General features: G+C 65.9%; 22 protein-coding genes. All 22 read right to left on the minus strand.

Annotated elements, in window-relative coordinates; genetic code table 11:
- Nucleotides 1-3 precede the first annotated feature (3 nt).
- Complete coding sequence (locus AC1VNX_RS28220; RefSeq protein WP_483160860.1) at nucleotides 4-768, minus strand: ABC transporter permease; 765 nt, start codon at nucleotides 766-768, stop codon at nucleotides 4-6.
- On the minus strand, nucleotides 765-1,712 hold the full coding sequence (locus tag AC1VNX_RS28225; RefSeq protein ID WP_483160861.1) for an ABC transporter ATP-binding protein: 948 nt from the start codon (nucleotides 1,710-1,712) through the stop codon (nucleotides 765-767). Before AC1VNX_RS28225 ends, AC1VNX_RS28220 begins: the two co-directional genes overlap by 4 nt.
- A 33-nt stretch (nucleotides 1,713-1,745) precedes the next feature.
- Nucleotides 1,746-2,021 (minus strand): STAS domain-containing protein, encoded by a 276-nt coding sequence (locus tag AC1VNX_RS28230; RefSeq protein WP_093196373.1) that lies wholly within the window; start codon nucleotides 2,019-2,021, stop codon nucleotides 1,746-1,748.
- Between the two features lie 16 nt (nucleotides 2,022-2,037).
- Nucleotides 2,038-2,694, minus strand: coding sequence for an MlaC/ttg2D family ABC transporter substrate-binding protein (locus tag AC1VNX_RS28235; protein ID WP_483160862.1), 657 nt, complete (start codon nucleotides 2,692-2,694; stop codon nucleotides 2,038-2,040).
- A 166-nt stretch (nucleotides 2,695-2,860) separates the two neighbouring features.
- The gene (locus AC1VNX_RS28240; protein ID WP_483160863.1) at nucleotides 2,861-3,595 is read right to left on the minus strand and encodes an MlaA family lipoprotein; all 735 of its coding nucleotides are present in this window, start codon (nucleotides 3,593-3,595) and stop codon (nucleotides 2,861-2,863) included.
- 26 nt (nucleotides 3,596-3,621) lie between these two features.
- The gene (gene mlaD / locus AC1VNX_RS28245) at nucleotides 3,622-4,110 is read right to left on the minus strand and encodes an outer membrane lipid asymmetry maintenance protein MlaD (RefSeq protein ID WP_483160864.1); all 489 of its coding nucleotides are present in this window, start codon (nucleotides 4,108-4,110) and stop codon (nucleotides 3,622-3,624) included.
- A 136-nt stretch (nucleotides 4,111-4,246) separates the two neighbouring features.
- The gene (mlaE, locus tag AC1VNX_RS28250; protein WP_483160865.1) at nucleotides 4,247-5,029 is read right to left on the minus strand and encodes a lipid asymmetry maintenance ABC transporter permease subunit MlaE; all 783 of its coding nucleotides are present in this window, start codon (nucleotides 5,027-5,029) and stop codon (nucleotides 4,247-4,249) included.
- Nucleotides 5,026-5,856 (minus strand): ABC transporter ATP-binding protein, encoded by an 831-nt coding sequence (locus AC1VNX_RS28255; RefSeq protein ID WP_483160866.1) that lies wholly within the window; start codon nucleotides 5,854-5,856, stop codon nucleotides 5,026-5,028. Before AC1VNX_RS28255 ends, mlaE begins: the two co-directional genes overlap by 4 nt.
- Nucleotides 5,857-6,037: 181 nt before the next feature.
- A complete protein-coding gene (locus AC1VNX_RS28260; protein ID WP_483160867.1) occupies nucleotides 6,038-7,516 on the minus strand; it encodes a glutamate synthase subunit beta in 1,479 nt (492 codons plus the stop codon).
- A 34-nt stretch (nucleotides 7,517-7,550) separates the two neighbouring features.
- Nucleotides 7,551-12,308, minus strand: a complete 4,758-nt coding sequence (locus AC1VNX_RS28265; RefSeq protein WP_483160868.1) for a glutamate synthase-related protein — start codon at nucleotides 12,306-12,308, stop codon at nucleotides 7,551-7,553.
- Nucleotides 12,309-12,494: 186 nt separating this feature from the next.
- Nucleotides 12,495-13,190 carry a transposase gene (locus AC1VNX_RS28270; protein WP_483160869.1) on the minus strand — a complete coding sequence of 232 codons (696 nt, stop codon included), beginning with the start codon at nucleotides 13,188-13,190 and terminating at the stop codon, nucleotides 12,495-12,497.
- A 28-nt stretch (nucleotides 13,191-13,218) separates the two neighbouring features.
- Nucleotides 13,219-14,100 (minus strand): class I SAM-dependent methyltransferase, encoded by an 882-nt coding sequence (locus tag AC1VNX_RS28275; RefSeq protein ID WP_483160870.1) that lies wholly within the window; start codon nucleotides 14,098-14,100, stop codon nucleotides 13,219-13,221.
- Entirely contained in the window at nucleotides 14,097-14,672 is a 576-nt protein-coding gene (locus AC1VNX_RS28280; protein ID WP_483160871.1) for a DUF1415 domain-containing protein, read from the minus strand. Before AC1VNX_RS28280 ends, AC1VNX_RS28275 begins: the two co-directional genes overlap by 4 nt.
- Nucleotides 14,669-15,931, minus strand: a complete 1,263-nt coding sequence (locus AC1VNX_RS28285; protein WP_483160872.1) for an MFS transporter — start codon at nucleotides 15,929-15,931, stop codon at nucleotides 14,669-14,671. The genes AC1VNX_RS28280 and AC1VNX_RS28285 overlap by 4 nt, the downstream gene beginning before the upstream one ends.
- The gene (locus tag AC1VNX_RS28290; RefSeq protein ID WP_483160873.1) at nucleotides 15,928-17,058 is read right to left on the minus strand and encodes a deoxyguanosinetriphosphate triphosphohydrolase; all 1,131 of its coding nucleotides are present in this window, start codon (nucleotides 17,056-17,058) and stop codon (nucleotides 15,928-15,930) included. The genes AC1VNX_RS28285 and AC1VNX_RS28290 overlap by 4 nt, the downstream gene beginning before the upstream one ends.
- Nucleotides 17,055-18,167 (minus strand): 3-dehydroquinate synthase, encoded by a 1,113-nt coding sequence (aroB, locus tag AC1VNX_RS28295; RefSeq protein ID WP_483160874.1) that lies wholly within the window; start codon nucleotides 18,165-18,167, stop codon nucleotides 17,055-17,057. The genes AC1VNX_RS28290 and aroB overlap by 4 nt, the downstream gene beginning before the upstream one ends.
- Nucleotides 18,168-18,201: 34 nt before the next feature.
- Nucleotides 18,202-18,750: a shikimate kinase gene (locus AC1VNX_RS28300; RefSeq protein WP_483160875.1), complete on the minus strand. Its 549-nt coding sequence runs from the start codon at nucleotides 18,748-18,750 to the stop codon at nucleotides 18,202-18,204.
- Between the two features lie 23 nt (nucleotides 18,751-18,773).
- Nucleotides 18,774-20,924: a type IV pilus secretin PilQ gene (locus tag AC1VNX_RS28305; protein WP_483160876.1), complete on the minus strand. Its 2,151-nt coding sequence runs from the start codon at nucleotides 20,922-20,924 to the stop codon at nucleotides 18,774-18,776.
- The gene (locus AC1VNX_RS28310; protein ID WP_483160877.1) at nucleotides 20,921-21,460 is read right to left on the minus strand and encodes a pilus assembly protein PilP; all 540 of its coding nucleotides are present in this window, start codon (nucleotides 21,458-21,460) and stop codon (nucleotides 20,921-20,923) included. The genes AC1VNX_RS28305 and AC1VNX_RS28310 overlap by 4 nt, the downstream gene beginning before the upstream one ends.
- Nucleotides 21,457-22,134: a type IV pilus inner membrane component PilO gene (locus tag AC1VNX_RS28315; RefSeq protein ID WP_483160878.1), complete on the minus strand. Its 678-nt coding sequence runs from the start codon at nucleotides 22,132-22,134 to the stop codon at nucleotides 21,457-21,459. The genes AC1VNX_RS28310 and AC1VNX_RS28315 overlap by 4 nt, the downstream gene beginning before the upstream one ends.
- Before the next feature lie 6 nt (nucleotides 22,135-22,140).
- The gene (locus tag AC1VNX_RS28320) at nucleotides 22,141-22,761 is read right to left on the minus strand and encodes a PilN domain-containing protein (protein ID WP_483162028.1); all 621 of its coding nucleotides are present in this window, start codon (nucleotides 22,759-22,761) and stop codon (nucleotides 22,141-22,143) included.
- Nucleotides 22,758-23,837: a pilus assembly protein PilM gene (locus tag AC1VNX_RS28325; protein WP_483160879.1), complete on the minus strand. Its 1,080-nt coding sequence runs from the start codon at nucleotides 23,835-23,837 to the stop codon at nucleotides 22,758-22,760. Before AC1VNX_RS28325 ends, AC1VNX_RS28320 begins: the two co-directional genes overlap by 4 nt.
- Nucleotides 23,838-23,998 lie beyond the last annotated feature (161 nt).

A 23,998-nucleotide genomic window follows, 5' to 3' on the forward strand; every position in this document is an offset into this window, starting at 1 on the left:
CGTTCAGCCTCTGATTTTGTAGCCGATACGCAGGAGATGGATGGCGATGGCGCTCACCACCAGCCAGGCGGTGCCGACAATGCCCAGGCTGAGCCAGGGCGAGGCGTCGCTCACGCCGAAGAAGCCATAACGGAAGCCGTCGATCATGTAGAAGAACGGGTTCAGGTGGCTGACGTTCTGCCAGAATGGCGGCAGCGAGCTGATCGAATAGAACACGCCCGACAGGAAGGTCATGGGCATGATCAGGAAATTCTGGAACACCGCCATCTGGTCGAACTTCTCGGCCCAGAGGCCGGCGATGAGCCCCAGCGTACCCAGCATGGCCGAGCCCAGCAGCGCGAACACCAGGATCCACACCGGCGCCACGAAGCCCGGCATCGCGAAGAAGATGGTGATGGCGAACACGCCCAGTCCCACGGCCAGCCCGCGGATGATCGACGAGCCCACGTAGGCGAAGAACCAGCCCCAGTGCGACAGCGGCGTGAGCAGCACGAAGACCAGGTTGCCCATGATCTTGCTCTGGATGATCGACGACGAACTGTTGGCGAAGGCGTTCTGCAGCACGCTCATCATCACCAGGCCCGGAATGAGGAAGGCGGTGTAGCCGACCGTGCCGTAGACCTTCACGTGGTCTTCGAGCACGTGGCCGAACACCATCAGGTACAGCAGCGCGGTGAGTACCGGCGCGCCCACGGTCTGGAAGCCGACCTTCCAGAAGCGCAGCGTCTCCTTGTAGAGCAGCGCCCGCCAGCCTGTGACCGCCATCATCTTGCGACCTCCAGCGGGGTCTGCTCGCCGGCCATCAGGTCGATGAACACGTCTTCCAGGTCGGCCTTGCGCATTTCCACGTCTTCCACAGCGACGCCGGCTTCGCGAATGGCGGCCAGCAGTTGTTCGACTTCATGCGCGTTCTGCGCCGGCAGCTGCACGATGCGCCCGGTGATGCGCGCATGCTGAGCGATGGCCCAGGGCAGCATCGCGTCGGTCTTGAAGCGCAGCACGTTGCTCGCGGCCGACTTCAGCAGCTCGCTGGTGCGGTCGAGCGCGATCACCTTGCCCAGCTTGAGCATCGCGATGCGGCTGCACAGCGCCTCGGCCTCTTCGAGATAGTGGGTGGTGAGCAGCACGGTGCTGCCCTGCTTGTTGAGCCTGGCGACGAACTGCCACAGCGTCTGGCGCAGCTCGACGTCGACGCCGGCGGTGGGCTCGTCGAGCACGATCACCGGCGGCTTGTGCACCAGCGCCTGCGCCACCAGCACGCGGCGCTTCATGCCGCCCGAAAGCTGGCGCATGTTGGCCGTGGCCTTGTCGGCGAGGCCCAGGCTCTGCAGCAGCTCGTCGATCCAGGCCTCGTTGTTCTTGATGCCGAAGTAGCCCGACTGGATGCGCAGCGATTCGCGCACGTTGAAGAAGGGGTCGAACACCAGCTCCTGCGGCACGATGCCGAGCTGGCGGCGCGCCTGCGCGTAGTCGCGCTGCACATCGAAACCATGGACGCTGATGGCACCGGCCGTGGGCCTCGACAGGCCCGCGAGCATGCTGATCAGGGTGGTCTTGCCCGCGCCGTTCGGGCCGAGCAGGCCGAAGAACTCGCCCTCCTCGATCTGGAAGCTGACCTCGTCGACCGCCTTGAGCCCGGACTTGCCCTGGGCTTTCTGCTGTCTGGAAGGGGGATAGGTCTTGGAGACCGACTGGAATGAGATCGCGGGCATGGGAGCCCGCGATTTTAAGGTGCCGTTACTTTTTCAGGGCGCGGCGGGTAAAAGGCCCGCAATGCCGTACAGCGCGGCCAGTTCACGTAGCCGGGGAGACAGGCCCTTGACCGAGAAACCACGGCCCAGCGCACTCGACTCGCGCCGACATTCGAGCAGCACGGCCAGTGCCGACGAATCGAACTGGGTCAGCGCCGTCGCATCGACCACGGTGGACGACGAGTCGGCCTGGCCCTTCAGCCCCTGCTGCAGCATGCGCATGCAGGCGGGGGCCTCGTCATGGGTGAGTCGGGCGGGCAGGACCAGCATCGCGCGCAGCTCCGTCTCAGCCCTTGCCGTTGCCCTTGTTGCGCGCGGCGAGCGCGGCGATCAGGCCGTCGATGCCGCTCTTGTTGATTTCCTGCGCGAACTGGGTGCGATAGGTATCGACCAGCCAGACGCCCAGCACGTTCAGGTTGTAGACCTTCCAGCCGGCGCCCTGGCCGGGGGTCTTCTCGAGACGGTAATCGAGCTGGACCGGATCGCCGCGGCCGCGGACCTCGGTGCGCACCAGCACGTCCTTGTCCTCGGGCGAACCACGGAACGGACGGATGGTGACGGTCTGGTCGGTCACCTGGTCGAGCGCGCCGGCATAGGTGCGGACCAGCAGGGCCTTGAACTCGTCCTGCAGGCGCTTCTGCTGCTCGGGGGTGGCGGTGCGCCAGGCCGGACCGACAGCCGATGCGGTCATGCGCTGGAAGTTGACGTTCGGCATGATCTTGCTGTCGACCAGCACCATGATCTTGTTCACGTCGCCCGACTTGATGGACGAGTCGGCCTTGATGGTTTCGAGCACGTCGGTCGACAGGCGCTTGACGAGCGCGTCGGGCGCTTCGTCGGCGGCACGGGCGGGCTGGACGAAGGCGACAGCGGCACCGAACAGCAGTGCGCCGGCCAGCACCAGGCGGCCGAGATCGCGACGTTGCAGGGTCTTGTTGTTCATGGGGAGTCCCTCATTCAAGTTTGAAGATCCGCAGGCATCCGGAACATCCGGCTGCTGAGACAGGAACGGTTTCGAGCCCCATGGGGCCGACCGGGTTCCTGTCCGGGAAGTGAAGCCTTGCAACCGGATGCAAGCGCTTTCCCTCCCGGCGGTACTTTTTCTCTGGTTACTTATCGGTGCCCTTGTCGGTACCACCGCCGTCGTCGGGCGGGTTGCCGTCGTAGACCTGGCTGCGGCGGCGCTGCAGGAAGGCATCGCGCGTGAACGAATACTTGTCGAGCGCCGCGTCGCCGAGCAGGCGGCTCGCGCGCAGGTACTGCGAGCGCGTGTCGACGACGCGCAGCACCGTCAGCGAATTGCGCCAGGGGATGTCTTCCACGTAGCCCAGAGGGTCGCCCCACATGTCGACCGGCTTGGCCGCGGTGTCGCGCAGCGTGGAGGAGCCCAGAAGCGGCAGCACCACGTACGGGCCAGCGCCCACACCCCAATAGCCCAGGGTCTGGCCGAAGTCCTCCTCGTGGCGGGGAATGCCCGCCTCGGTCGCCACGTCCAGTACGCCGCCCAGGCCGAAGAAGGTGTTGACGTTCAGCCGCATGAAGGTCTCGGCGCTGTTCTGCAGCTTGAGCTGGGCCACGTTGTTGGCCAGGCTCCAGACGTCGCCGATGTTGCCGAAGAAGTTGTTCACGCCGGTGCGCACCATCGAGGGCAGCACGTTCTGGTAGGCCGTTGCCACGGGCACGAGCACCGCGTCGTCGACCGCGTCGTTGAAGCGCGAGACGCCCCGGTTGAACGGCTCGAAGGGGTCCGCGGGGTTGGCGTTGGGGCCGGTCGCGCAACCGGCGACCAGCGCGAGAACCGCACCGGCGCCAATCCAGCGGGCTCGATTTGCTACGTTATTCATAGCAAAAGACAAAGAAGATCGTGTTTTCATTTCTTATTGGCTGTTCCAGGCGTCGAATTTCCCTCTGCCGCCTTGCTGTACAGGAACTGGCTGATCAGATTTTCCAGCACCACGGCCGACTGGGTCGCGGTGATGGTGTCGCCGGCTTGCAAGTTCTTGTCCTCGGCGCCCGCCTCGATCCCGATGTACTGCTCGCCGAGCAGGCCACTGGTCAGGATCTTGAGCGAGCTGTCCTTGGGAAAACTGTAGCGGTTTTGCAAAGCCAGTGTGACGTCTGCCTGAAAGGTCTTGTCGTTGAAGGAGATGGATTCCACGCGGCCGACCACCACCCCCGCGCTCTTCACCGCGGTCTGCGGCTTGAGGCCGCCGATGTTGTCGAAGCGCGCAGTGACCGCATAGGTCTTCTGGAAGTTCAGGCTCAGCAGGTTGGCCGACTGCAGCGCGAGGAACAGCAGCGCAGCAGCGCCGATCAGGACGAACAGGCCGACCCAGATGTCGTTGTTGGAACGTTGCATATCGACTCTTCCTAAATTCCAGCGGTTTGGCTCATTCGGGGAACACTGCGGAACCGGCTTTGCCGGGCTGCAGGTGTTGCCCCCTGCAAGGGGGTTGGCGGCCACACGAAGTGGGCGAGCCTGGGGGTTTGCTCATTCATATGCTGAACATCATGGCGGTGAGCAGGAAGTCCAGCCCGAGGACCGCCAGCGATGCGGTCACCACCGTGCGCGTGGTCGCGCGCGACACGCCTTCGGGCGTGGGCTGGGCCTCGTAGCCCTGCAGCAGTGCGATGAAGGTCACTGTGAAGCCGAAGACGATGCTCTTGATGACGCCGTTGCCGACGTCGCGCCACACGTCGACGCCGCCCTGCATCTGGCCCCAGAACGCGCCTGGGTCCACGCCCAGCATCAGCACGCCCACCACGTATCCGCCCATGATGCCGACCGCACTGAACACCGCCGCCAGCAGCGGCATGGTGATGACCCCGGCCCAGAAGCGCGGCGCGAGCACGCGCTGCACCGGGTCGATGGCCATCATCTCCATGGCGCTCAACTGCTCGTCGGCCTTCATGAGGCCGATCTCGGCTGTCAGCGACGTGCCGGCGCGGCCGGTGAACAGCAGCGCCGCCACCACGGGTCCGAGCTCGCGCACAAGACTCAGCGCAACCAGCAGGCCGAGCGCTTCGGAAGAGCCGTAGCGCTGCAGCGCGTAGTACATCTGCAGCCCGAGCACGAAGCCCACGAACAGGCCCGACACGCCGATGATCGCCAGCGAGTAGTTGCCCAGGAAATGGATCTGGTCGCGCACCAGCCCGAAGCGGCGCATGATCTGCGCGCCCGGTCCGACCAGGCGCATGAAGAGCTTCGCGCCATAGCCCAGGTTGGCCAGATGGCTACGCGTGGCAAAGCCGGCGTCGGCGGGCTTCCACCAAGTCATGAGCGTCCCCCTTCGACGTTGCCGAAGTCGTCTTCGATGCTGACGCCCGGGTAATGGAAATGCACCGGCCCGTCGGGCAGCGCATTCACGAACTGATGAACCAGCGGATCGGCGCTTTCGCGCACTTCGGCGGGCGCGCCCTGCGCGGCGATGCCGCCGTTGGCCAGGATGATCACGTGATCGGCGATGCGGAAGGTTTCCTCCAGATCGTGCGACACGATGATGCTGGTGAGCCCCAGCGCGTCGTTCAGTTGGCGGATCAGGCGCGCGGCCGTGCCGAGCGAGATCGGGTCGAGGCCGGCGAAGGGCTCGTCGTACATCACGAGATCGGGGTCGAGCGCAATGGCCCGCGCCAGCGCCACGCGCCGCGCCATGCCGCCCGACACCTCGCTGGGCATCAGGTCGCGCGCACCGCGCAGGCCGACGGCGTCGAGCTTCATGAGCACCACGTCGCGCACCAGCGCTTCGGACAGCTGGGTGTGCTCGCGCAGCGGAAACGCCACGTTGTCGAACACGCTCATGTCGGTGAAGAGCGCGCCGAACTGGAACAGCATGCCCATGCGCCGCCGCGCAGCGTAGAGGGCGACCGCATCGAGCTTGCCGACGTCGCTGCCGTCGAAGAGCACCTCGCCGCGTTGCGCCTTCTGCTGTCCGCCGATAAGGCGCAGCACGGTGGTCTTGCCGCCGCCCGATGCTCCCATCAGCGCCGTCACCTTGCCGCGCGGTACGGCGAACGAGACGCCGTCGAGGATGGTGCGGGCACCATAGCCGAACTTGACGTCGCGAAACTCTACGAAGGGATGTGGCAGCGGTGTGGCGGTGTCCATCTCAATAAAAAAGCCGGGGCGCTCTTTCAAGCATCCCGGCATGCGGTTTGACGCGGATGATAACGGGGCCGTGGCCGGCCCCGCGAAACTGAAACAAAATTCAGCGAGGCGACCGTCAGACCCTCGTCAGGAAGCCGTGGACAACGGCCTTGCGCGACGAGAACCTTCTTGAACCCTCTCCTCAGCGAGGCAGGTCGCTGAAGCCCATCAGGAACTCGTCCACGGAGCGAGCTGCCTGGCGGCCCTCGCGAATCGCCCACACCACCAGCGACTGTCCGCGGCGGATGTCGCCGGCCGCAAAGACCTTCGGAACGTTGGTGGCATAGCCGCCGATGAAATCGACCGTCGCCTTGGCGTTGCCGCGCGCATCCTTTTCCACGCCGAAGGCGTCGAGCACGGTGGCCACGGGGCTCACGAAGCCCATGGCCAGCAGCACGAGGTCGGCCTTGAGCACCTGCTCGCTGCCGGCGACTTCCTGCATCTTGCCGTCCTTCCATTCGACGCGAACGGTCTTCAGGCCAGTGACTTTTCCCTTCTCGCCGATGAATTCCTTGGTGGAGATCGCGAACTCGCGTTCGCAGCCTTCTTCATGGCTGGAGCTGGTGCGCAGCTTGATCGGCCAGTACGGCCAGGTCAGCGGACGGTTTTCTTCCTCGGGCGGCTGCGGCATCAGTTCGAACTGCGTGACGCTGGCCGCGCCGTGGCGGTTGCTGGTGCCCACGCAGTCGGAGCCGGTGTCGCCGCCACCGATGACGATGACGTGCTTGCCATCGGCGCGCAGCTGGCCCTTGACCTTGTCGCCCGCGTTGACGCGGTTCTGCTGCGGCAGGAACTCCATCGCGAAGTGGATGCCGTCGAGATCGCGGCCCGGCACGGGCAGGTCGCGCGACTGCTCGGCGCCGCCGGTCAGCAGCACTGCGTCGAACTCCTTCTGCAGCTGTTCGGGCGTGACGGTTTCCTTGGCCAGGTTCGTGACCTTGGAACCCTTGCCCAGCGGGTCCTTCGCGGCGCCGACCATCACGCCGGTGCGGAACACCACGCCTTCGGCCTTCATCTGCTCGACGCGGCGGTCGATGTGCGACTTCTCCATCTTGAAGTCGGGGATGCCGTAGCGCAGCAGGCCGCCGATGCGGTCGTTCTTCTCGAAGAGCGTCACGTCGTGGCCGGCGCGCGCCAGCTGCTGGGCCGCCGCCATGCCGGCCGGACCCGAACCCACCACCGCAACCTTCTTGCCGGTCTTGTGCTTGGCGGCGCGCGGCGCCACCCAGCCTTCGTCCCAGGCGCGGTCGATGATTGCGTGTTCCAGCGACTTGATGCCGACCGCGTCGTCGTTCACGTTCAGCACGCAGGCAGCCTCGCAGGGCGCGGGGCAGATGCGGCCGGTGAACTCGGGGAAGTTGTTGGTCGACTCCAGCACCGCGAAGGCGTTCTGCCAGTCGTTGCGGTACACGAGGTCGTTGAAGTCCGGAATGATGTTGTTGACCGGGCAGCCGCTGTTGCAGAACGGCGTGCCGCAGTCCATGCAGCGCGCGCCCTGCACCTTGGCCTGTTCGGCATTCAGGCCGACGACGAATTCCTTGTAGTGCTTGAGGCGGTCGGAGACAGGCTTGTAGCCCTCTTCGATGCGCTCATGCTCCATGAAGCCGGTGATCTTTCCCATCGTGCTTTCCTTTGTTCTCTGTACTCGTGGGCGCTCAGACCGAAGCCGGGGCCGTTTGCGGTGCGGGGGCCGTCAGCGCATGCGGCTCGAGGCCGATGTGCGCGTTGTTGCCGCTGCTCGTGAGCTCGACCTTGCGGTCGTGCAGCTCGGCGAGTGCGCGCTTGTATTCGTTCGGGAACACCTTCACGAACTTCGTGCGCGCCACGGCCCAGTTGTCCAGCAGCTCGCGCGCGCGCTTGCTGCCGGTCCAGCGGTGGTGCTCCTCGAGCAGCTTCTTCAGCTGGGCCTCGTCGGTCTCGCCGCCGTGCCAGATCTTGCGGTGCACGCTGGCGGTCTGCTCGGCCGAGGTCAGCACCTTCTCGAGGGAGACCATCGAGAGGTTGCAGCGCGTGGCGAACTGGCCGTCCTCGTCGTAGACGAAGGCGACGCCGCCGCTCATGCCGGCCGCGAAGTTGCGGCCCGTCTTGCCGAGCACGGCCACCGTGCCGCCGGTCATGTATTCGCAGCCGTGGTCGCCGGTGCCTTCGATGACCGCCGTGGCGCCCGACAGGCGCACCGCGAAGCGCTCGCCGGCCACGCCGCACAGGTAGGCCTCGCCGGTGGTCGCGCCGTACAGCGCGGTGTTGCCGACGATGGTGTTGCGCGCGGCCTCGCCGCGGAAGTCGAGGCTGGGACGCACCACCACGCGGCCGCCCGAGAGGCCCTTGCCGGTGTAGTCGTTGGCGTCGCCGATCAGGTACAGCGTGATGCCGCGTGCCAGGAAGGCGCCGAACGACTGGCCGCCCGTGCCTTCGAGCTGGATGCGGATCGAGTCGTCGGGCAGGCCCTGCGGGTGCACCTTGGTCAGCGCGCCCGAGAGCATCGCGCCCACCGAGCGGTTGACGTTGCGCGCCACCTCGATGAACTGCACCTTCTCGCCCTTTTCGATGGCGGGACGCGACTTCTCGATGAGCTTGACATCCAGCGCCTTGTCCAGGCCGTGGTCCTGGTTCTCGACGTGAAAGCGCGGCACGTCGGCCGGCACGTTCGGCAGCGCGAAGAGACGGCTGAAATCAAGGCCCGAGGCCTTCCAGTGCTCGATGCCCTTGCGCATGTCGAGCAGGTCGGCGCGGCCGATCAGGTCGTCGAACTTGCGGATGCCGAGCTGGGCCATGATCTGGCGCACTTCTTCGGCAACGAAGAAGAAGTAGTTGACGACGTGCTCGGGCTTGCCCGAGAACTTCTTGCGCAGCACCGGGTCCTGCGTGGCCACGCCCACCGGGCAGGTGTTCAGGTGGCACTTGCGCATCATGATGCAGCCCTCGACCACCAGCGGCGCGGTGGCGAAGCCGAACTCGTCGGCGCCCAGCAGCGCGCCGATGGCGACGTCGCGGCCGGTCTTCATCTGGCCGTCGGCCTGCACGCGGATGCGGCTGCGCAGGCGGTTGAGCACCAGCGTCTGCTGCGTCTCGGCCAGGCCGATTTCCCACGGGCTGCCCGCGTGCTTGATCGACGACCAGGGCGAGGCGCCCGTGCCGCCGTCATGGCCGGCGATCACGACGTGGTCGCTCTTGCACTTGGCGACGCCCGCGGCGATGGTGCCCACGCCGATCTCGCTCACCAGCTTCACGCTGATGCTGGCGTGCGGCGCGGTGTTCTTCAGGTCGTGAATCAGCTGCGCCAGGTCTTCGATCGAGTAGATGTCATGGTGCGGCGGCGGAGAGATGAGGCCCACGCCCGGCACGGCATAGCGCTGCTTGCCGATGTATTGCGTGACCTTGCCGCCCGGCAGCTGGCCGCCCTCGCCCGGCTTGGCGCCCTGGGCCATCTTGATCTGGATCTGGTCGGCCGAGTGCAGGTACTCGGCCGTGACGCCGAAGCGGCCCGACGCGACCTGCTTGATGCGCGAGCGCAGCGAGTCGCCGTCCTTCAGCGGCAGGTCGACCTCGACGTTCTCGGCGCCGACGATGCTGCGCAGCGTGTCGCCCTGCTTGATCGGGATGCCCTTGAGCTCGTTGCGATAACGCGCCGGGTCTTCACCGCCTTCGCCGGTGTTGCTCTTGCCGCCGATGCGGTTCATGGCCACGGCCAGCACCGAGTGCGCCTCGGTGCTGATGGAGCCCAGCGACATCGCGCCGGTGGCGAAGCGCTTGACGATCTCGGCAGCGGGCTCGACCTCGTCGACCGGAATGGCCTTGGCCGGGTCGATCCTGAACTCGAACAGGCCGCGCAGCGTGAGGTGGCGGCGGTTCTGGTCGTTGATGAGCTGCGCGTATTCCTTGTACGTGTTCCAGTTGTTGGAGCGCGTGCTGTGCTGCAGCTTGGCGATGGCGTCGGGCGTCCACATGTGCTCCTCGCCGCGCGTGCGCCAGGCGTATTCGCCGCCGGCGTCGAGCATGTTGGCGAGCACCGGGTCGTCACCGAAGGCGGCCTTGTGCATGCGGATGGCTTCCTCGGCGATCTCGAAGACGCCGATGCCTTCCACGCGGCTGGCGGTGCCGGTGAAGTACTTGCTCACCGTCTCGCTGTTCAGGCCGATGGCTTCGAACAGCTGCGCGCCGCAGTAGCTCATGTAGGTGCTGACACCCATCTTCGACATGATCTTCGACAGGCCCTTGCCGATGGCCTTGACGTAGTTGTAGACCGCCTTGTCGGCGCTCAGCTCGCCCGGCAGGTCGGCGTGCATGGCCGTCAGCGTTTCCATGGCGAGGTAGGGGTGCACGGCTTCCGCGCCGTAACCCGCGAGCACGCCGAAGTGATGCACTTCGCGCGCCGAACCGGTCTCCACCACCAGGCCGGCCGTGGTGCGCAGGCCTTCGCGAACGAGGTACTGGTGCACGGCCGACAGGGCCAGCACGGCGGGAATGGCCACCTGCGTCGGACTCACGCCGCGGTCGCTGATGATCAGGATGTTGTGGCCGCCCTTGATGGCATCCACCGCTTCCGCGCACAGCGAGGCCAGCTTGGCTTCGACGCCCTCGTCGCCCCAGGCGAGCGGGTAGGTGATGTCGAGCACGTAGCTCTTGAACTTGCCCTGCGTGTACTTGCCGATGTCGCGCAGCTTCGCCATGTCGGCGAAGTCGAGGATCGGCTGGCTCACTTCGAGCCGCATCGGCGGGTTGACCTGGTTGATGTCCAGCAGATTCGGCTTGGGGCCGATGAAGGACACCAGTGACATCACGATCGCTTCGCGGATCGGGTCGATCGGCGGGTTGGTCACCTGCGCGAACAGCTGCTTGAAGTAGTTGTACAGCGGCTTGTTCTTGCTGGAGAGCACGGCCAGCGGGCTGTCGTTGCCCATGGAGCCGATGCCTTCTTCGCCGGCCTGTGCCATCGGGCTCATCAGGAACTTGATGTCTTCCTGGGTGTAGCCGAAGGCCTGCTGGCGGTCGAGCAGCGCGACCTGCGAGAGCGGCGCGGAGACCGGCTCGGCCTTCACGCTGTCGAGCTTGATGCGCAGGTTCTCGATCCACTGCTTATAGGGCTTGCTGTTGGCGAGGTTGGCCTTGACCTCCTCGTCGTCGATCATGCGGCCCTGCTCCAGGTCGATCAGGAACATCTTGCCGGGCTGCAGGCGCCACTTGCGCACGATCTTCTGCTCGGGCACGGGCAGCACGCCCGACTCCGACGCCATGATGACCAGGTCGTCGTCGGTCACGCAGTAGCGCGAGGGACGCAGGCCGTTGCGGTCGAGCGTGGCGCCGATCTGGCGGCCGTCGGTGAAGACGATGGAGGCCGGGCCGTCCCACGGCTCGAGCATGGCGGCGTGGTACTCATAGAACGCGCGGCGGCGCGGGTCCATGGTGGCGTGCTGTTCCCAGGGCTCGGGAATCATCATCATCACGGCTTGGCTGATCGGGTAGCCGGCCATTGTCAGCAGCTCGAGGCAGTTGTCGAAGGTGGCGGTGTCGGACTGGCCGGCGAAGCTGATCGGGTAGAGCTTCTGCAGGTCGGCACCCAGAACCGGCGACGACATCACGCCTTCGCGGGCCTTCATCCAGTTGTAGTTGCCCTTGACCGTGTTGATTTCGCCGTTGTGGGCGACATAGCGGTACGGGTGGGCCAGCGGCCACTCGGGGAAGGTGTTGGTCGAGAAGCGCTGGTGCACCAGGCCCAGGGCCGAGACGCAACGCTTGTCCTGCAGGTCGAGATAGTAGGTACCGACCTGGTCGGCCAGCAGCAGGCCCTTGTAGACCACGGTGCGGCTGGACATGCTGGGAACATAGTATTCCTTGCTGTGCTTGAGCTTCAGGCGCTGGATGTTGGCGCTGGCGGTCTTGCGGATCACGTAGAGCTTGCGCTCCAGCGCGTCCTGCACGATCACGTCGTTGCCGCGGCCGATGAACACCTGGCGCAGCAGCGGTTCCTTTTCGCGCACGGTGGGCGACATGGGCATGTCGCGGTTGACCGGCACGTCGCGCCAGCCCAGCAGCACCTGGCCTTCGGCCTTGATGGCCCGTTCCATTTCCTGTTCGCAGGCTTCGCGCGAGGCGTGCTCCTTCGGCAGGAAGATCATGCCGACGCCGTATTCGCCCGGCGGGGGCAGCGTGACGCCCTGCTTTGCCATCTCTTCGCGGTACAGGTGGTCGGGCAGCTGGATCAGGATGCCTGCGCCGTCGCCCATCAGCTTGTCAGCGCCCACTGCGCCGCGATGGTCGAGGTTTTCAAGAATCTTCAAGCCCTGCAGCACGATGGCATGGCTCTTTTCGCCCTTGATGTGTGCAACGAAGCCGACGCCGCAGGCATCGTGCTCGTCGGCACCGGAATACAGACCGTGTTCTTGGAGATGCTTGATCTCGGCAGCCGTCGTCATGGGCGCGCTCCTTCAGTTTTCGCAGGGAAAGGGAGCATATTGCGTTGCACAAAGAATGCCAAACACTTTAATAGGGGTCAGATTCCATTTAAATGTTGAGCTTTTCGATAGGAATTAAATTAGGGACACATCAAAAACAGGAGCAAAAGAGCTAATCCAGACAATGGATTGAAGAGGCTTTTCAAGTCAGGATTGAGACGTCGAAGGCGGCCGCCCAGCCTTGGCTTTGACCACGCGGCGGTCGGTCGACTTTTGGAGGCTGTCGAGAAAGTCCTCGTCGCCCGCCGCCCAGCCCCGCAACGTGGCTTCGGTCAGCGCCGTCTGGTCGGCCGCGCGCACGCCGGCACGCACCAACTCGACATACGCGGCCTCCCGCGCGAACGGCGTGTTGCCGAGCTGCCAGTACAGCGGGTGCGGCGTCAGCAGCTTGTCGTGCCGCAGGCCGGCGTAGTGGCCGTGGCTGGACCACGGGAAGTCGCGCGCATCGGCCACCATGCCCGCCCGCACCGGGTTGAGGTCGATATAGGCCATGCAGGTGAGCAGGTAGCGCTCGGTCTGGATCAGCGTCGACCTGTAGCGCCCTTCCCACAGCGTGCCGCTGCGGCCGTGCCGGTCGTTGAAGTAACGCACATAGGCCCGGCCCACCGACTGCATGAACTGCGGCAGCCCGGTGACGCTGGCGGGCGTGGCCAGCAAGTGGAAATGGTTGTCCATCAGCACGTAGGCGTGCACCGCGATGCCGAAGCGCGTGGCGTTCTCGGCCAGCAGGGCGAGCAGTTTCTCGTGGTCGGCGCGATCCGTGAAGATCGGCTGGCGGTTGTTGCCGCGCTGGATCACGTGGTGCGGCACGTCGGCCAGCGTGAGACGGGGAAGACGGGCCATGGAGAGCCAGGCGGCCTGCGAGCCGGCGTCAGGCGAGGCTGAAGCGCGTGTCGCCCAGCCTGTCGAGCCCGAATTGCGCCAGCAGCTCGCGCAGCCGCGCGGCCGCGCTCGCCTTTCGCTGCCCGGTGTATCGCGCCAGGATCAGCTCGTTCTTCATGCTGTGCTCCCAGCCGACCAGCTCGGTGACGGTGACGCTGTAGCCGTTGGCCTCCAGATACAGGCAGCGCAGCACGTTGGTGACCTGGCTGCCGATCTCGCGCGTGTGCAGCGGATGGCGCCACAGCTCGGCCAGCGGCGTGCGCGAGAGCGCGAGCGCCTTGGTCTCGCGCAGGCAGGCGGCCACCTCGGCCTGGCAGCAGGGCACCAGCACCATGCAGCGCGCCTTCTTGGACAGGCCGAAGGCGATGGCGTCGTCGGTGGCGGTGTCGCAGGCATGCAGCGCGGTGACCACGTCGATCTGCGACGGCAACTCGCCCGACTGCGCGGATTCGGCCACCGTGAGGTTCAGGAACGACATGCGCTCGAAGCCCAGTCGCTTCGCCAGCTCGCGCGAGCGTTCGACCAGCTCGCCGCGCGTCTCGATGCCGTAGACATGGCCGTTGCCGCCCTGCCGCGCCCGGAAGAACAGGTCGTAGATGATGAAGCCCAGGTACGACTTGCCCGCTCCATGATCCGCCAGCGTGGCGCCCGCGCCCTCCTCCGGCAGCTCCCGCAGCAGCTGCTCGATGAACTGGAACAGGTGGTAGACCTGCTTGAGCTTGCGCCGCGAATCCTGGTTGAGCCGGCCCTCGCGGGTCAGGATGTGCAGTTCCTTGAGCAGCTCGACCGACTGGCCGGGGCGCAGGACCTCGGCCAGTTCGGCATCGGCCTTGGCGGCCTTGTTCGTCTTGGGTGCGGTCTTCGTGTTCATGGCCTTGCGCTCCCCGGCCCGACGTCCAGTTCGGCCCAGCCTTGCGTCCCAAGCTCTTCGAGCGTGTCGATGTTGCGCTCGAAGATCGCCTCCGCCTCGGGAAAGGCCTCGACCGCGCGGCTCACGCTGTCCTCGCGCAGAAGATGCAGCGTGGGGTACGGCGCGCGGTTGGTCGCGTTGCCGATGTCGTCGGCCTCGGTGCCGGCGAACTGGAATCGCGGATGGAAGCTCGCGAGTTGCAGCACGCCGTCGAAACCGGCGCGCGCGAGCCGGCGCTCGGCGCGTGCCGTGAAGTCGTTGAAATCCAGAAAGTCAGGCAAGGCGTTCGGTGCAATCAGAAGGGTTGTGTCGCGCACGGCGGCGTCGAGCGCCACGAGATCCCGAGCCTGGGCCAGCAGCGCGTCCATCAGGTCGGCCTCCTCGGCGGACTCGTACACCGCGTAGTGGATCTGCCCCTTCACGTGCACGGCCTTCGCGAAGGGGCACAGGTTGAGACCGATCACCGCGCGCTCGAGCCAGCGCCGCGTGTCGGCTTCGGCCTGGAGGGTTGCAATTGTCGCCGGGAGCGTCATGCCATCTCCGCAGCGGGGCGAATGCGCCCCAGGCGCCGCGCGATCGCCATGCCGACCAGCGAGCAGGCCAGCGTGGCCGTCCAGGTCCAGTGCCAGCCGCCGACGCGGTGCGCCAGCCATGCGACCGCGGGCGGCGCCAGGAACTGGCCCAGCGAGGATGCCTGCTGCATCAGCCCGACGGTGGTCGACACGGTGGACGGCCCGGGCGCGAGCCGCACGCCCAGCAGGAACAGCGTGGCCGGCACCATGCCGCCGCCCAGCGAGAAGGCACACACGGCGATGTAGCGCAGCGCGGGCGGCAAACCCAGCGCATCGGCGCCCTGCCCCATCTGCGCAAAGGCAGCCACGCCGCCGAGCGCCATCGTCAGGAAACCGAGCTGCAACAGGCGCTCGGGCGCCACCCCGCGCTGCAGCCAGCGCCCACCGGCGACGTTGCCGACGATGTTCATCGCAGCCGCGAGCGCGGTGAGCACCGCATTCCAGGCGGCCGGCACGCCTGCACCCGCGTAGATGGCGGGCAGGAAGCCGATCACCGCCATCCATTGCGACGAGTACACGGCAAAGGTCAGCGCGACCAGCCAGGGTGCGCGCGCGCCGACGGTGGCGCGCAGCCGCGACGCCCATCCGCCGGCCGCCGGGCCCGCCGCGGACGGACGGAGCCGGTCGGCGGGCACCACCATCCAGAGCCAGAGCGCCGCACCGGCCGACACGGCCGACAGCGCCCACCACCAGTCCACCCAGCCGCCCCAGGCGATCAGGGCCGGTCCGAGCAGCAGAGCGAGGGCCACGCCGAGCGGCATGTAGGCGCCCCAAAGGCCCAGCGCAGCCTTGTCGGCGCCCGGAGGCGTCAAAGCGCGGATCAGCCCGGGCCCCGGCATCACCGCCAGCAGGAAGCCGACACCTTCCATGGCGCGCAGCACCAGCAGCCATCGCACGGCATGTTCCCCGCCGCCACCCAGCCCGGTGCCGGCCGCGCCGCCGAGCAGGCTGGCGACCGTCAGAACGATCAGCCCCGTCAGCATGCTGCGGCGAAGGCCGATAGTGTCGGCCGCCAGTCCGACCAGCAACCCCAGCGTCATGCTCGCAACCTGCACCAGCGAGAGCAGGAACCCGGCCTCGACCAGGTCGATGCCCAGCGATGCCTGCAGCGCCGGTACCGCCGGCGGCAGCTTGCCCAGGTGCAAGGCCCCGCTGACGCCACCCAGCAGGACAGCCAGCGCGGCAGCGGGAATGCGGGGGCGCCCGGCCTGGCCGCTCATGCGATGCCCCGGCGGCCGGTGAGCCGCTCATGCTCGCGCACGGCGAAACGGTCGGTCATGCCGGCGATGTAGTCGGCGACGGCGCGATGCCTGTCCTGCCGCTCGGCGTAAGAGGCCGGCATCTCGGAGCCGCGCTCCAGATACGCCTCGAACAGTTCCCGCACCACCTGCCTCGCCTGGTCAGTGGTCTGCGTGACCTGGGGATGCCGGTAGAGGTTGTGAAAGAGAAAGCGTTTCAGGTCTTCCGACTGGGCCTGCATGACCTCGCTGAACGCGACGACCGGCGGGGCCTTGCGTATGGCGTCGGCATCGGCCGGCGCGAGCGCTTCGAGCGCCGCGCGAGTCGCATCGATCACGTCGTAGACCTGCGCACTCAGCATGCGGCGGATGGTTTCGTAGAGAACGCGGCGGCCTTGGAGCTGCGGATGCTCGGCCAGCGCCTCGCGGCGATGGCGCTCGAACAGCTCCACCTCGGACAGCTGCTCGACGGTGATGAGCCCCGAACGCACGCCGTCGTCGATGTCATGGGCGTTGTAGGCGATGGCATCGGCCAGGTTGCACAGCTGGGCCTCCAGCCCCGGCTGGGTGCGGTCGAGAAAACGCCGGGCGACGCCGTTGGGCTCGGCCGCCTCCAGCCGCTCGGCATTCGCGCGCGAGCAGTGCTTGAGGATTCCCTCGCGGGTCTCGAAGCTGAGATTCAGGCCGTCGTACTGCGGATAGCGGTGCTCAAGCGCATCGACCACGCGCAGGCTCTGCAGGTTGTGCTCGAAGCCGCCGTGACCGGTCATGCAATCGTTGAGCGCATCCTGCCCGGCGTGGCCGAAGGGCGTGTGGCCAAGGTCGTGCGCCAGGGCGATCGCCTCGACCAGGTCCTCGTTGATCCGCAGGGCCCGCGCGATCGACCGCCCCAGCTGGGCCACTTCTAGCGAATGCGTGAGCCGGGTGCGGAACAGGTCGCCCTCGTGGTTCAGGAACACCTGCGTCTTGTAGACCAGCCGGCGGAAGGCGGTGGAATGCACGATCCGGTCGCGATCGCGCTGGAAAGCATCGCGCGTGGGCGCGGGCGGCTCCGCATGCCGACGGCCGCGCGAACGCGCGGGCTGGCAGGCGTAGGCCGCGAGGCTCATTGCGCCGCGCAGCTCTGCGCAAGCACTTCGCGCACGAGCGCGTCGGGCGCGCTGCGGACCACCGCGGAGCCGGGACGGTCGATCACCACGAAGCGGATTTCGCCGGCTTCCGATTTCTTGTCGACGCGCATCAGCTCCAGGTAGCGGTCGGCGCCCAGCGCCGGGCCGACGATCGGCAGGCCGGCCCGCTCGATCAGCCGGGTAAGCCGCTTGACGAAGGCGGCATCGACGCCGCCGAGCCGCTGCGACAGCCGCGCCGCCATGACCATGCCGCAGCCCACCGCCTCGCCATGCAGCCATTCGCCATAGCCAAGGCCCGATTCGATCGCGTGGCCGAAGGTGTGGCCGAAATTGAGGATCGCGCGCAGGCCCGTCTCTCGCTCGTCCTGCCCGACCACCAGTGCCTTGATCTCGCAACTGCGCTTGACGGCGTGGGCCAGCGCGGCCGGCTCCCTCACGACGAGGGCTTCGATGTTCGCCTCGATCCAGTCGAGGAAGGCCATGTCGTAGATCGGGCCGTACTTGATGACTTCGGCCAGGCCGGCGCTGAGTTCGCGCGGAGGCAGGGTCTGGAGCGTCGCCAGGTCGCAGACCACGAGCTGCGGCTGATAGAACGCACCGATCATGTTCTTGCCGAGCGGGTGGTTGATGGCCGTCTTGCCGCCCACCGAAGAATCCACCTGGGCCAGCAGCGTGGTCGGCACCTGCACGAAGGGCACGCCACGCATGTAACTGGCGGCTGCGAAGCCGGTCATGTCGCCGACCACCCCGCCGCCCAGCGCGAACAGCATGGTCTTGCGGTCGCTGCCCCGGCCGAGGAGCTCGTCGAAGATCAGGTTCAGCGTCTGCAGGTTCTTGTAGGCCTCGCCGTCAGGCAGTTCGAGCAGGTGAACCGCCCGGAAACGGCCCGCCAGGGCTGATTGCAACGCCTTGGCGTAGAGCGGCGCCACCGTGGTGTTGCTGACGATCAGGGCCGTGGCCGATGCAGGCGTGGCATCGAAGCTCCGCGGGTCGTCCAGCAGGCCGGCGCCGATCAAAATCGGATAGCTGCGATCGCCGAGCTGGATGTCGACGCGTTCTGGCGGAGCGGAGAGTTCGGACAGGGACATGGGCAGCGAGTTTAGGCGCTGCGGCTGGGCAGGCTCAGGCCGGGGGCTCTTCGGGGTGGGCGCCCGGCTCGACGATGCCCGCCAGCTCCAGCTGCATCACGATGATGTTCACCAGCATCGCGATCGTCGGCCGGCCGGTATCGACCACGTCGTGGGCGGTCTCCCGGTAGAACGGATCGCGCGCGTCGTGCAGTTCCCGAAGCCGCCCCAGCGGGTCGGCCACCTGCAGCAGGGGCCGCTTGACATCATGGCGCAGGCGCCGGAAAAGGTCTTCAGGGGAGGAGCGCAGGTAGATCACATGGAAGTGATCGCGCAACTGCTTGCGGTTGGCCTCCCGAAGCACCGCACCGCCGCCGGTAGCCAGAATTCCGTGGGCATTGGCGGCCAGGTCGGCGATCACCGTCTGCTCGAGGTCGCGGAAGGCGATTTCGCCCTCGCGCTCGAAATAATCGCGGATCGAGCAGCCGATGCGCTGCTCGATCACGTGGTCGGTATCTACGAAAGGAAGGTCCAGCCGCATCCCCAGGCGCCGGCCCACTGCGGATTTTCCGGCGCCGGGCAAGCCGACGAGTGCGACCGCCACGCGGTGGCTGCTACGCCCGCGCGTCAGCGCGCGGCGTTGCGGTCCGTAATCATCTTCGGGGTGATAAAGACGAGCATTTCAGTCTTGTTGGCAACGCGTTCGCGCTTGCGGAACAGTGCCCCAAGGTAGGGCACTTCACCCAGCACCGGCACGCGCGATTCGTCATTGGTTTCGGTGAGCTCGAAGATACCACCGATGACAACCGTGCCGCCGTTCTCGACCAGCACCTCGGTCTGCACGTGCTTGGTGTTGATCGCCGGACCCGCCGAAGTATTCACGCCGCGGGCGTCCTTGCTCACGTCCAGCGTCAGGATGATGTTGCCTTCGGGCGTGATCTGGGGCGTGACTTCGAGCTTCAGCACCGCCTTGCGGAATGAGATCGAGGTCGCACCGCTGGACGTGGCCTGCTGGTACGGGATTTCCTCGCCCTGCTCGATCAGCGCCTTGGTCTGGTCCGCCGTGATCACGCGGGGGCTGGACACCAGCTTGCCCTTGCCGTCGGCCTCGAGCGCCGAGATTTCGAGGTTCAGCATGCGCGAGAAGCTCGAGTTGAAGAGCGAGATCGCGAACGTGCCTGCTGCGTTGCCGGTGCCACCCGCATCGCCTGCGGGGAGGTTGATGAAGTTGGAGTTGGTCCAGGTGGTGTTGGCGGTACTCCGGCCACCGTTGGTGCCCGGCGTCACCACCGGCATCACACCGAGATTGGCGAAGGCCGAATTGCCGCCGGAGGATGCGACACGCTCACCGGCAATACCGCCGCCCAACCGCACGCCCAGCGACTTGCCGAAGGTATCGGACGCTTCCACGATCCGTGCTTCGATCAGCACCTGACGCACCGGCACGTCCAGCTTCTGAATCAGCTCGGTCACCTGGGCCAGACGCGACGGAATATCCGACACGAAAAGCTGATTGGTGCGCGACTCGGCGATGACGCTGCCGCGCGGGCTCAGGATTCGAGTCGTCGTACCGCTACCGCCGCCACCGCCAGAGGAAGCCCCCGTGCCGGTCAACCCCTGCGCGATGGCGATCGCCTTGGTGTAGTTGAGCTGGAACGACTGGGTCCGCAGCGGCTCCAGATTCTCGATCGCTGCCTTGGCCTCGAACTCGAGCTTTTCCTTGGCATTGATTTCATCCTTGGGCGCGATCCACAGCACGCTGCCGTTCTTGCGCATGCCCAGGTTCTTCGCCTGCATGATGATGTCGAGAGCCTGATCCCAGGGAACGTCCTTCAGCCGCAGCGTCAGCGCACCGGTCACCGAATCCGAGGTCACGATGTTGAAATTCGTGAAGTCGGCGATCACCTGCAGCAGCGAGCGGATCTCGATGTTCTGGAAGTTGAGCGACAGCTTCTCGCCGTTGTAGCCCACGCCTTGCGTCAGCTTGGTCGGGTCGACCTTGCGGGCACGGACTTCGACCACGAACTGGTTTTCGCTCTGGTAGGCGCTGTGCTCCCAGTCGCCCTTGGCGTCGATCGTCATGCGGACGCGGTCGCCCGATTGCTGCGAGGTGATCAACTGGACCGGGGTGCCGAAGTCGGCCACGTCGAGACGACGACGCAGCCCCTCGGGAAGCGTCGACTTCGTGAACTCCACAACAAGGCTCTTGCCTTGCTGCTTGACATCCACGCCCACCTGGTTGTTCGGAAGATCGACGATGACCCGGCCCGTGCTGTCGGCACCGAGGCGGAAATCGACGTCGCGCAACGGCAGCGTGTCGCGATTGCGGTTTTCCGCGAAGGTCGTGGAAGCTGGCGCGACGAGCGCCGAGCCAGCTACCGGTTCGAGAATCACCAGCAGAGACTTGCCCTGGATCTCGGCCTTGTATGCAGTCGCCTGCTTCAGGTTCAGCACCACGCGACTGCGTTCACCGGCCTGGACAACGTTCACGGAGCGCAGGTTGCCCTGGTTCACTTCAATGGCGGAGCGGCCGATGGCATTCGTGACGCCCGGGAAGTCGAGCGCGATGCGTGCCGGCGTCTGCACGGCGAATCCGGCGGGGACCGCGGTGAGCGGCTGTGCAAGATCGATGCGGATGACTTCCGCACCCGACTGCGTGGAGCTCGTCACGGCCTCGATGGCGTTTTGCGCATGAGCCACGGCCAATGCGCCGAAGGCCAGCAGACCCAGGCCGGCAGCGCGCAGCCACTGTGCCATCTTTGATTTCTTTTGGTTCATTTCGCACTCTCTTGCAGCTGCAGCGTCGCTACGCGTTCGATCCATTCACCGGCGGCGTCTTGCACGATTTCACGCAAGGCGATTTCGGTTTCGTTGATACGGGTGATACGCCCGTAGTTGAGTCCCAGGTATTCGCCGACACGCACCTTGTAGAGCAGCTTGTCGACACGCAGCAGCGCCACCGGCTGGCCGTTGCGGTTCATGCTGCCGACCATGGCCATCGAGTCGAGCGGGAAGGCTTCGAGCGCTTCCTTGCGCCGAGCCAACTCGGGAGCGATCAGCTCCGAGGTGCTCGGTTGATTCGATTCGCGGCGCAGCGCCTGGGTCAGCTTCAGGATGTTGAAGGGCTCGAAGGCCGAGGCCTCGGTATAGGCCTGCGGGGTGAATTTCTTGGGCTCGGAAATGGGCGGCACCGAGGGCTTCACCTGGGCGCGCTGCTCGGCCATCCAGCGTTGCAGGTCTTCCTGGCCCGAATCGCAGGCGCTCAGTGCCGACGCTGCCAGCGTCAGCCAAAGTACTTTGGCGACGATCTTCATTTCTTCGCCTTCGGTGCGGAGGCACGCTTCTGCGCGGCCCGCTCTTCGTCATCGAGGTAGCGATAAGTGCGCGCGGTGGCGTCCATCGTCAGCACGTCTTTGTCCTTCTGCGGGGTGACGGAGATGTTGTTCAGCGTCACGATCCGCGACAGGCCTGCCACGTCGGCCGCGAAGGCACCCATGTCGTGGTATCGGCCGGTCACGCGAACGGCAATCGGGAGTTCGGCGTAGTAGTCCTTGACCGACACCTGCCCCGGTCGGAACAGTTCGAACTGGAGACTGCGGCCAAGGCCCGCCTGGTTGATGTCCGACAGCAGGGCATCCATTTCGGCCTTGCTGGGCAGTTGCTTCTCGAGCAGGGTCACATACTGCTGCACCTGCTCGCGCTGCTTCTTCAGCAACTCGAGGTTGGCGGCTTGGGCCACCTTCTTCTGGTAGTCGGCCTTGAGCGTGACTTCTTTTGCGCGTTCGCTTTCGAGCTCGTCGTTCGAGTTGGTCAGCCAGACGAACCAGAGGGCGACCAGCACCAGCGCCGTGACGGCCAGGCAGAGCGCATAGCGGGGCACCGGCGGCCATCCCGCAGGATCGTTCGGATTGAGTCCGCGGAACTGGTCGCCGAAGCGCTGCAGCGCGGCGGCGACGTCGATTTTCTGGGAGGGGCGATTGCTTGCCATGATCGGTTACCCCTTTGACTGCGCCGTTGCGGCCAAGGCCTTTTCGGCAGCGGCCTTCTGAGCATCGGTGGGGCGTTTCAGGCCAATGCGCATCGTGAAGTTGGCCACGCGGCGCTGGTCGCGAGGATTCAGGTTCACGTTCGCCGACGTGATTTCGACCAGTTCCGGCTTCACCAGCCAGGGGCTGTTGTTGCCGAGGTTGCGCAGCAGTTCCGAGACCCGCTCGTTCGACTGCGCCATGCCTTGCAGCGTGACCGTCTGGTTGTCCTGCTTCATGTTGGTCAGGTAGACGCCGTCGGGCAGTTGCCGGACCAGTTCGTTGAGCAGGTGGACGGGCAGGTTGCGGTCGCCCTGCAAGTCTTCGACTGCCTGCTGGCGAGCACGCAGTGCGGCGATTTCTTCCTGCAGCGTCGAGATTTCCTTGATCTCGACTTCGAGCTTCTTGATCTCGGCCTGCAGAAAGCTGTTCGTCGATCGCTGCGCCGAGATCTGGGCCTCGAACCATAGGTAACCCAAGCCGGCGATCAGGACGCCCAGGATCGCCGCGGCACCCAAGGTGCCATAGAACGCCTCGCGCCTGCGCTTGCGCGCAGCTTCGCGGTGCGGAAGCAGATTGATGAGGATCACTGCAGGAACCTCCGCATCGCCAGGCCGCACGAGGTCAGATAGGACGGGGCCTCGCGGCGGACCTTCTTCTCGCGGACGTTCGAACTGATTTCCATGCCCTCGAAGGGATTCAGCAGCGAGCAGGCGAACGAGGTCTGCCGCGTCACCGCGTTGGTCAGGCCCGGCAGCGAAGCCGATCCGCCAGCCAGCAACACGTAGTCGACGCGGTTGTGCGGCGTGCTGGTGAAGAAGAACTGGAGCGCGCGGGCGATTTCCTGCGCGATGCTTTCCACGAAGGGCTTGAGTACGCCGGAGCCGTAGTCGTCGGGCAGGTCGCCGCTGCGCTTCTTCGCCTCGGCTTCCTCGGCGGAAAAGCCGTACTGGCGCACGATCATCTGCGTGAGCTGGGCGCCGCCGAACGCCTGGTCGCGGTCGTACAGCACTTCCTGGTTGCGCAGCACCTGCATGCTGGTGGTGAAGGCGCCCACTTCAAAGAGCGCCACGATCGAATCGACACCCTTGCCAGGCAATTGCTCGATCAGGCGGGCAGTTGCCAGGCGCGAGGCATAGGACTCGACGTCGAGGATCATCGCCTTCAGCCCGGCGGCTTCCGCCAGGCCTTCGCGGTCCTGAACCTTTTCCTTGCGCGATGCGGCGATCAGCACTTCCACGTCGCCGGCGGAGGTGGTGCTCGGCCCCGTCACGCAGAAGTCCAGGCTGACTTCGTCCAGCGAGAACGGGATGTACTGGTTGGCTTCGGATTCGACCTGGATCTCGAGCTCCTGCTCACTCATGCCGCCCGGAAGAATGATCTTCTTGGTGATCACGGCCGATGGCGGCAGCGCCAGCGCCACGTTGCGGGTTCGCGTGCCGCTCTTGCGGATGACGCGACGGACGGCTTCCGCCACCTCGTCGAACTTCTCGACGTTGCCGTCGGTGATCCAGCCGCGTTCCAGGGGCTCGATGGCGCAGCGCTCCAGGACCAGCTTGCCGCTGGCCTCACGGCCGAGCTCGACCAGCTTGACGCTGGACGAACTTACGTCCAGCCCCAGCAGGGGAGCGTTCTGACGACGAAACAATGATCCAAGAGCAGCCAAGTTAGGTTCCTCTTCCCCTGTATTTGTAACCAATAGAAAAAATTGAATTCGGTTGCATGCTAGCAGCAGGCGTAGCAGCAACCAAGCAACGCCGCAGGGCAAATTCCTCAAGCGTTGTCAAAACCTGACGGCAAAACCGCATTTTGTAACTTTTGAATTAG

The organism is Variovorax sp. TLI9-5A, from assembly GCF_056867935.1.

Bases quoted from the DNA above. Each gene is read 5' to 3' on its own strand.
- mlaD (WP_483160864.1), bottom strand. From the start codon at position 4,110: ATGCAACGTTCCAACAACGACATCTGGGTCGGCCTGTTCGTCCTGATC.
- AC1VNX_RS28240 (WP_483160863.1), bottom strand. From the start codon at position 3,595: ATGAATAACGTAGCAAATCGAGCCCGCTGGATTGGCGCCGGTGCGGTT.
- AC1VNX_RS28290 (WP_483160873.1), bottom strand. From the start codon at position 17,058: ATGAGCCTCGCGGCCTACGCCTGCCAGCCCGCGCGTTCGCGCGGCCGT.
- AC1VNX_RS28235 (WP_483160862.1), bottom strand. From the start codon at position 2,694: ATGAACAACAAGACCCTGCAACGTCGCGATCTCGGCCGCCTGGTGCTG.
- AC1VNX_RS28310 (WP_483160877.1), bottom strand. From the start codon at position 21,460: ATGAAGATCGTCGCCAAAGTACTTTGGCTGACGCTGGCAGCGTCGGCA.
- AC1VNX_RS28315 (WP_483160878.1), bottom strand. From the start codon at position 22,134: ATGGCAAGCAATCGCCCCTCCCAGAAAATCGACGTCGCCGCCGCGCTG.
- AC1VNX_RS28265 (WP_483160868.1), bottom strand. From the start codon at position 12,308: ATGACGACGGCTGCCGAGATCAAGCATCTCCAAGAACACGGTCTGTAT.
- AC1VNX_RS28260 (WP_483160867.1), bottom strand. From the start codon at position 7,516: ATGGGAAAGATCACCGGCTTCATGGAGCATGAGCGCATCGAAGAGGGC.
- AC1VNX_RS28275 (WP_483160870.1), bottom strand. From the start codon at position 14,100: ATGAACACGAAGACCGCACCCAAGACGAACAAGGCCGCCAAGGCCGAT.
- mlaE (WP_483160865.1), bottom strand. From the start codon at position 5,029: ATGACTTGGTGGAAGCCCGCCGACGCCGGCTTTGCCACGCGTAGCCAT.
- AC1VNX_RS28285 (WP_483160872.1), bottom strand. From the start codon at position 15,931: ATGAGCGGCCAGGCCGGGCGCCCCCGCATTCCCGCTGCCGCGCTGGCT.
- AC1VNX_RS28220 (WP_483160860.1), bottom strand. From the start codon at position 768: ATGATGGCGGTCACAGGCTGGCGGGCGCTGCTCTACAAGGAGACGCTG.
- aroB (WP_483160874.1), bottom strand. From the start codon at position 18,167: ATGTCCCTGTCCGAACTCTCCGCTCCGCCAGAACGCGTCGACATCCAG.
- AC1VNX_RS28225 (WP_483160861.1), bottom strand. From the start codon at position 1,712: ATGCCCGCGATCTCATTCCAGTCGGTCTCCAAGACCTATCCCCCTTCC.
- AC1VNX_RS28270 (WP_483160869.1), bottom strand. From the start codon at position 13,190: ATGGCCCGTCTTCCCCGTCTCACGCTGGCCGACGTGCCGCACCACGTG.
- AC1VNX_RS28305 (WP_483160876.1), bottom strand. From the start codon at position 20,924: ATGAACCAAAAGAAATCAAAGATGGCACAGTGGCTGCGCGCTGCCGGC.
- AC1VNX_RS28280 (WP_483160871.1), bottom strand. From the start codon at position 14,672: ATGACGCTCCCGGCGACAATTGCAACCCTCCAGGCCGAAGCCGACACG.
- AC1VNX_RS28230 (WP_093196373.1), bottom strand. From the start codon at position 2,021: ATGCTGGTCCTGCCCGCCCGACTCACCCATGACGAGGCCCCCGCCTGC.
- AC1VNX_RS28255 (WP_483160866.1), bottom strand. From the start codon at position 5,856: ATGGACACCGCCACACCGCTGCCACATCCCTTCGTAGAGTTTCGCGAC.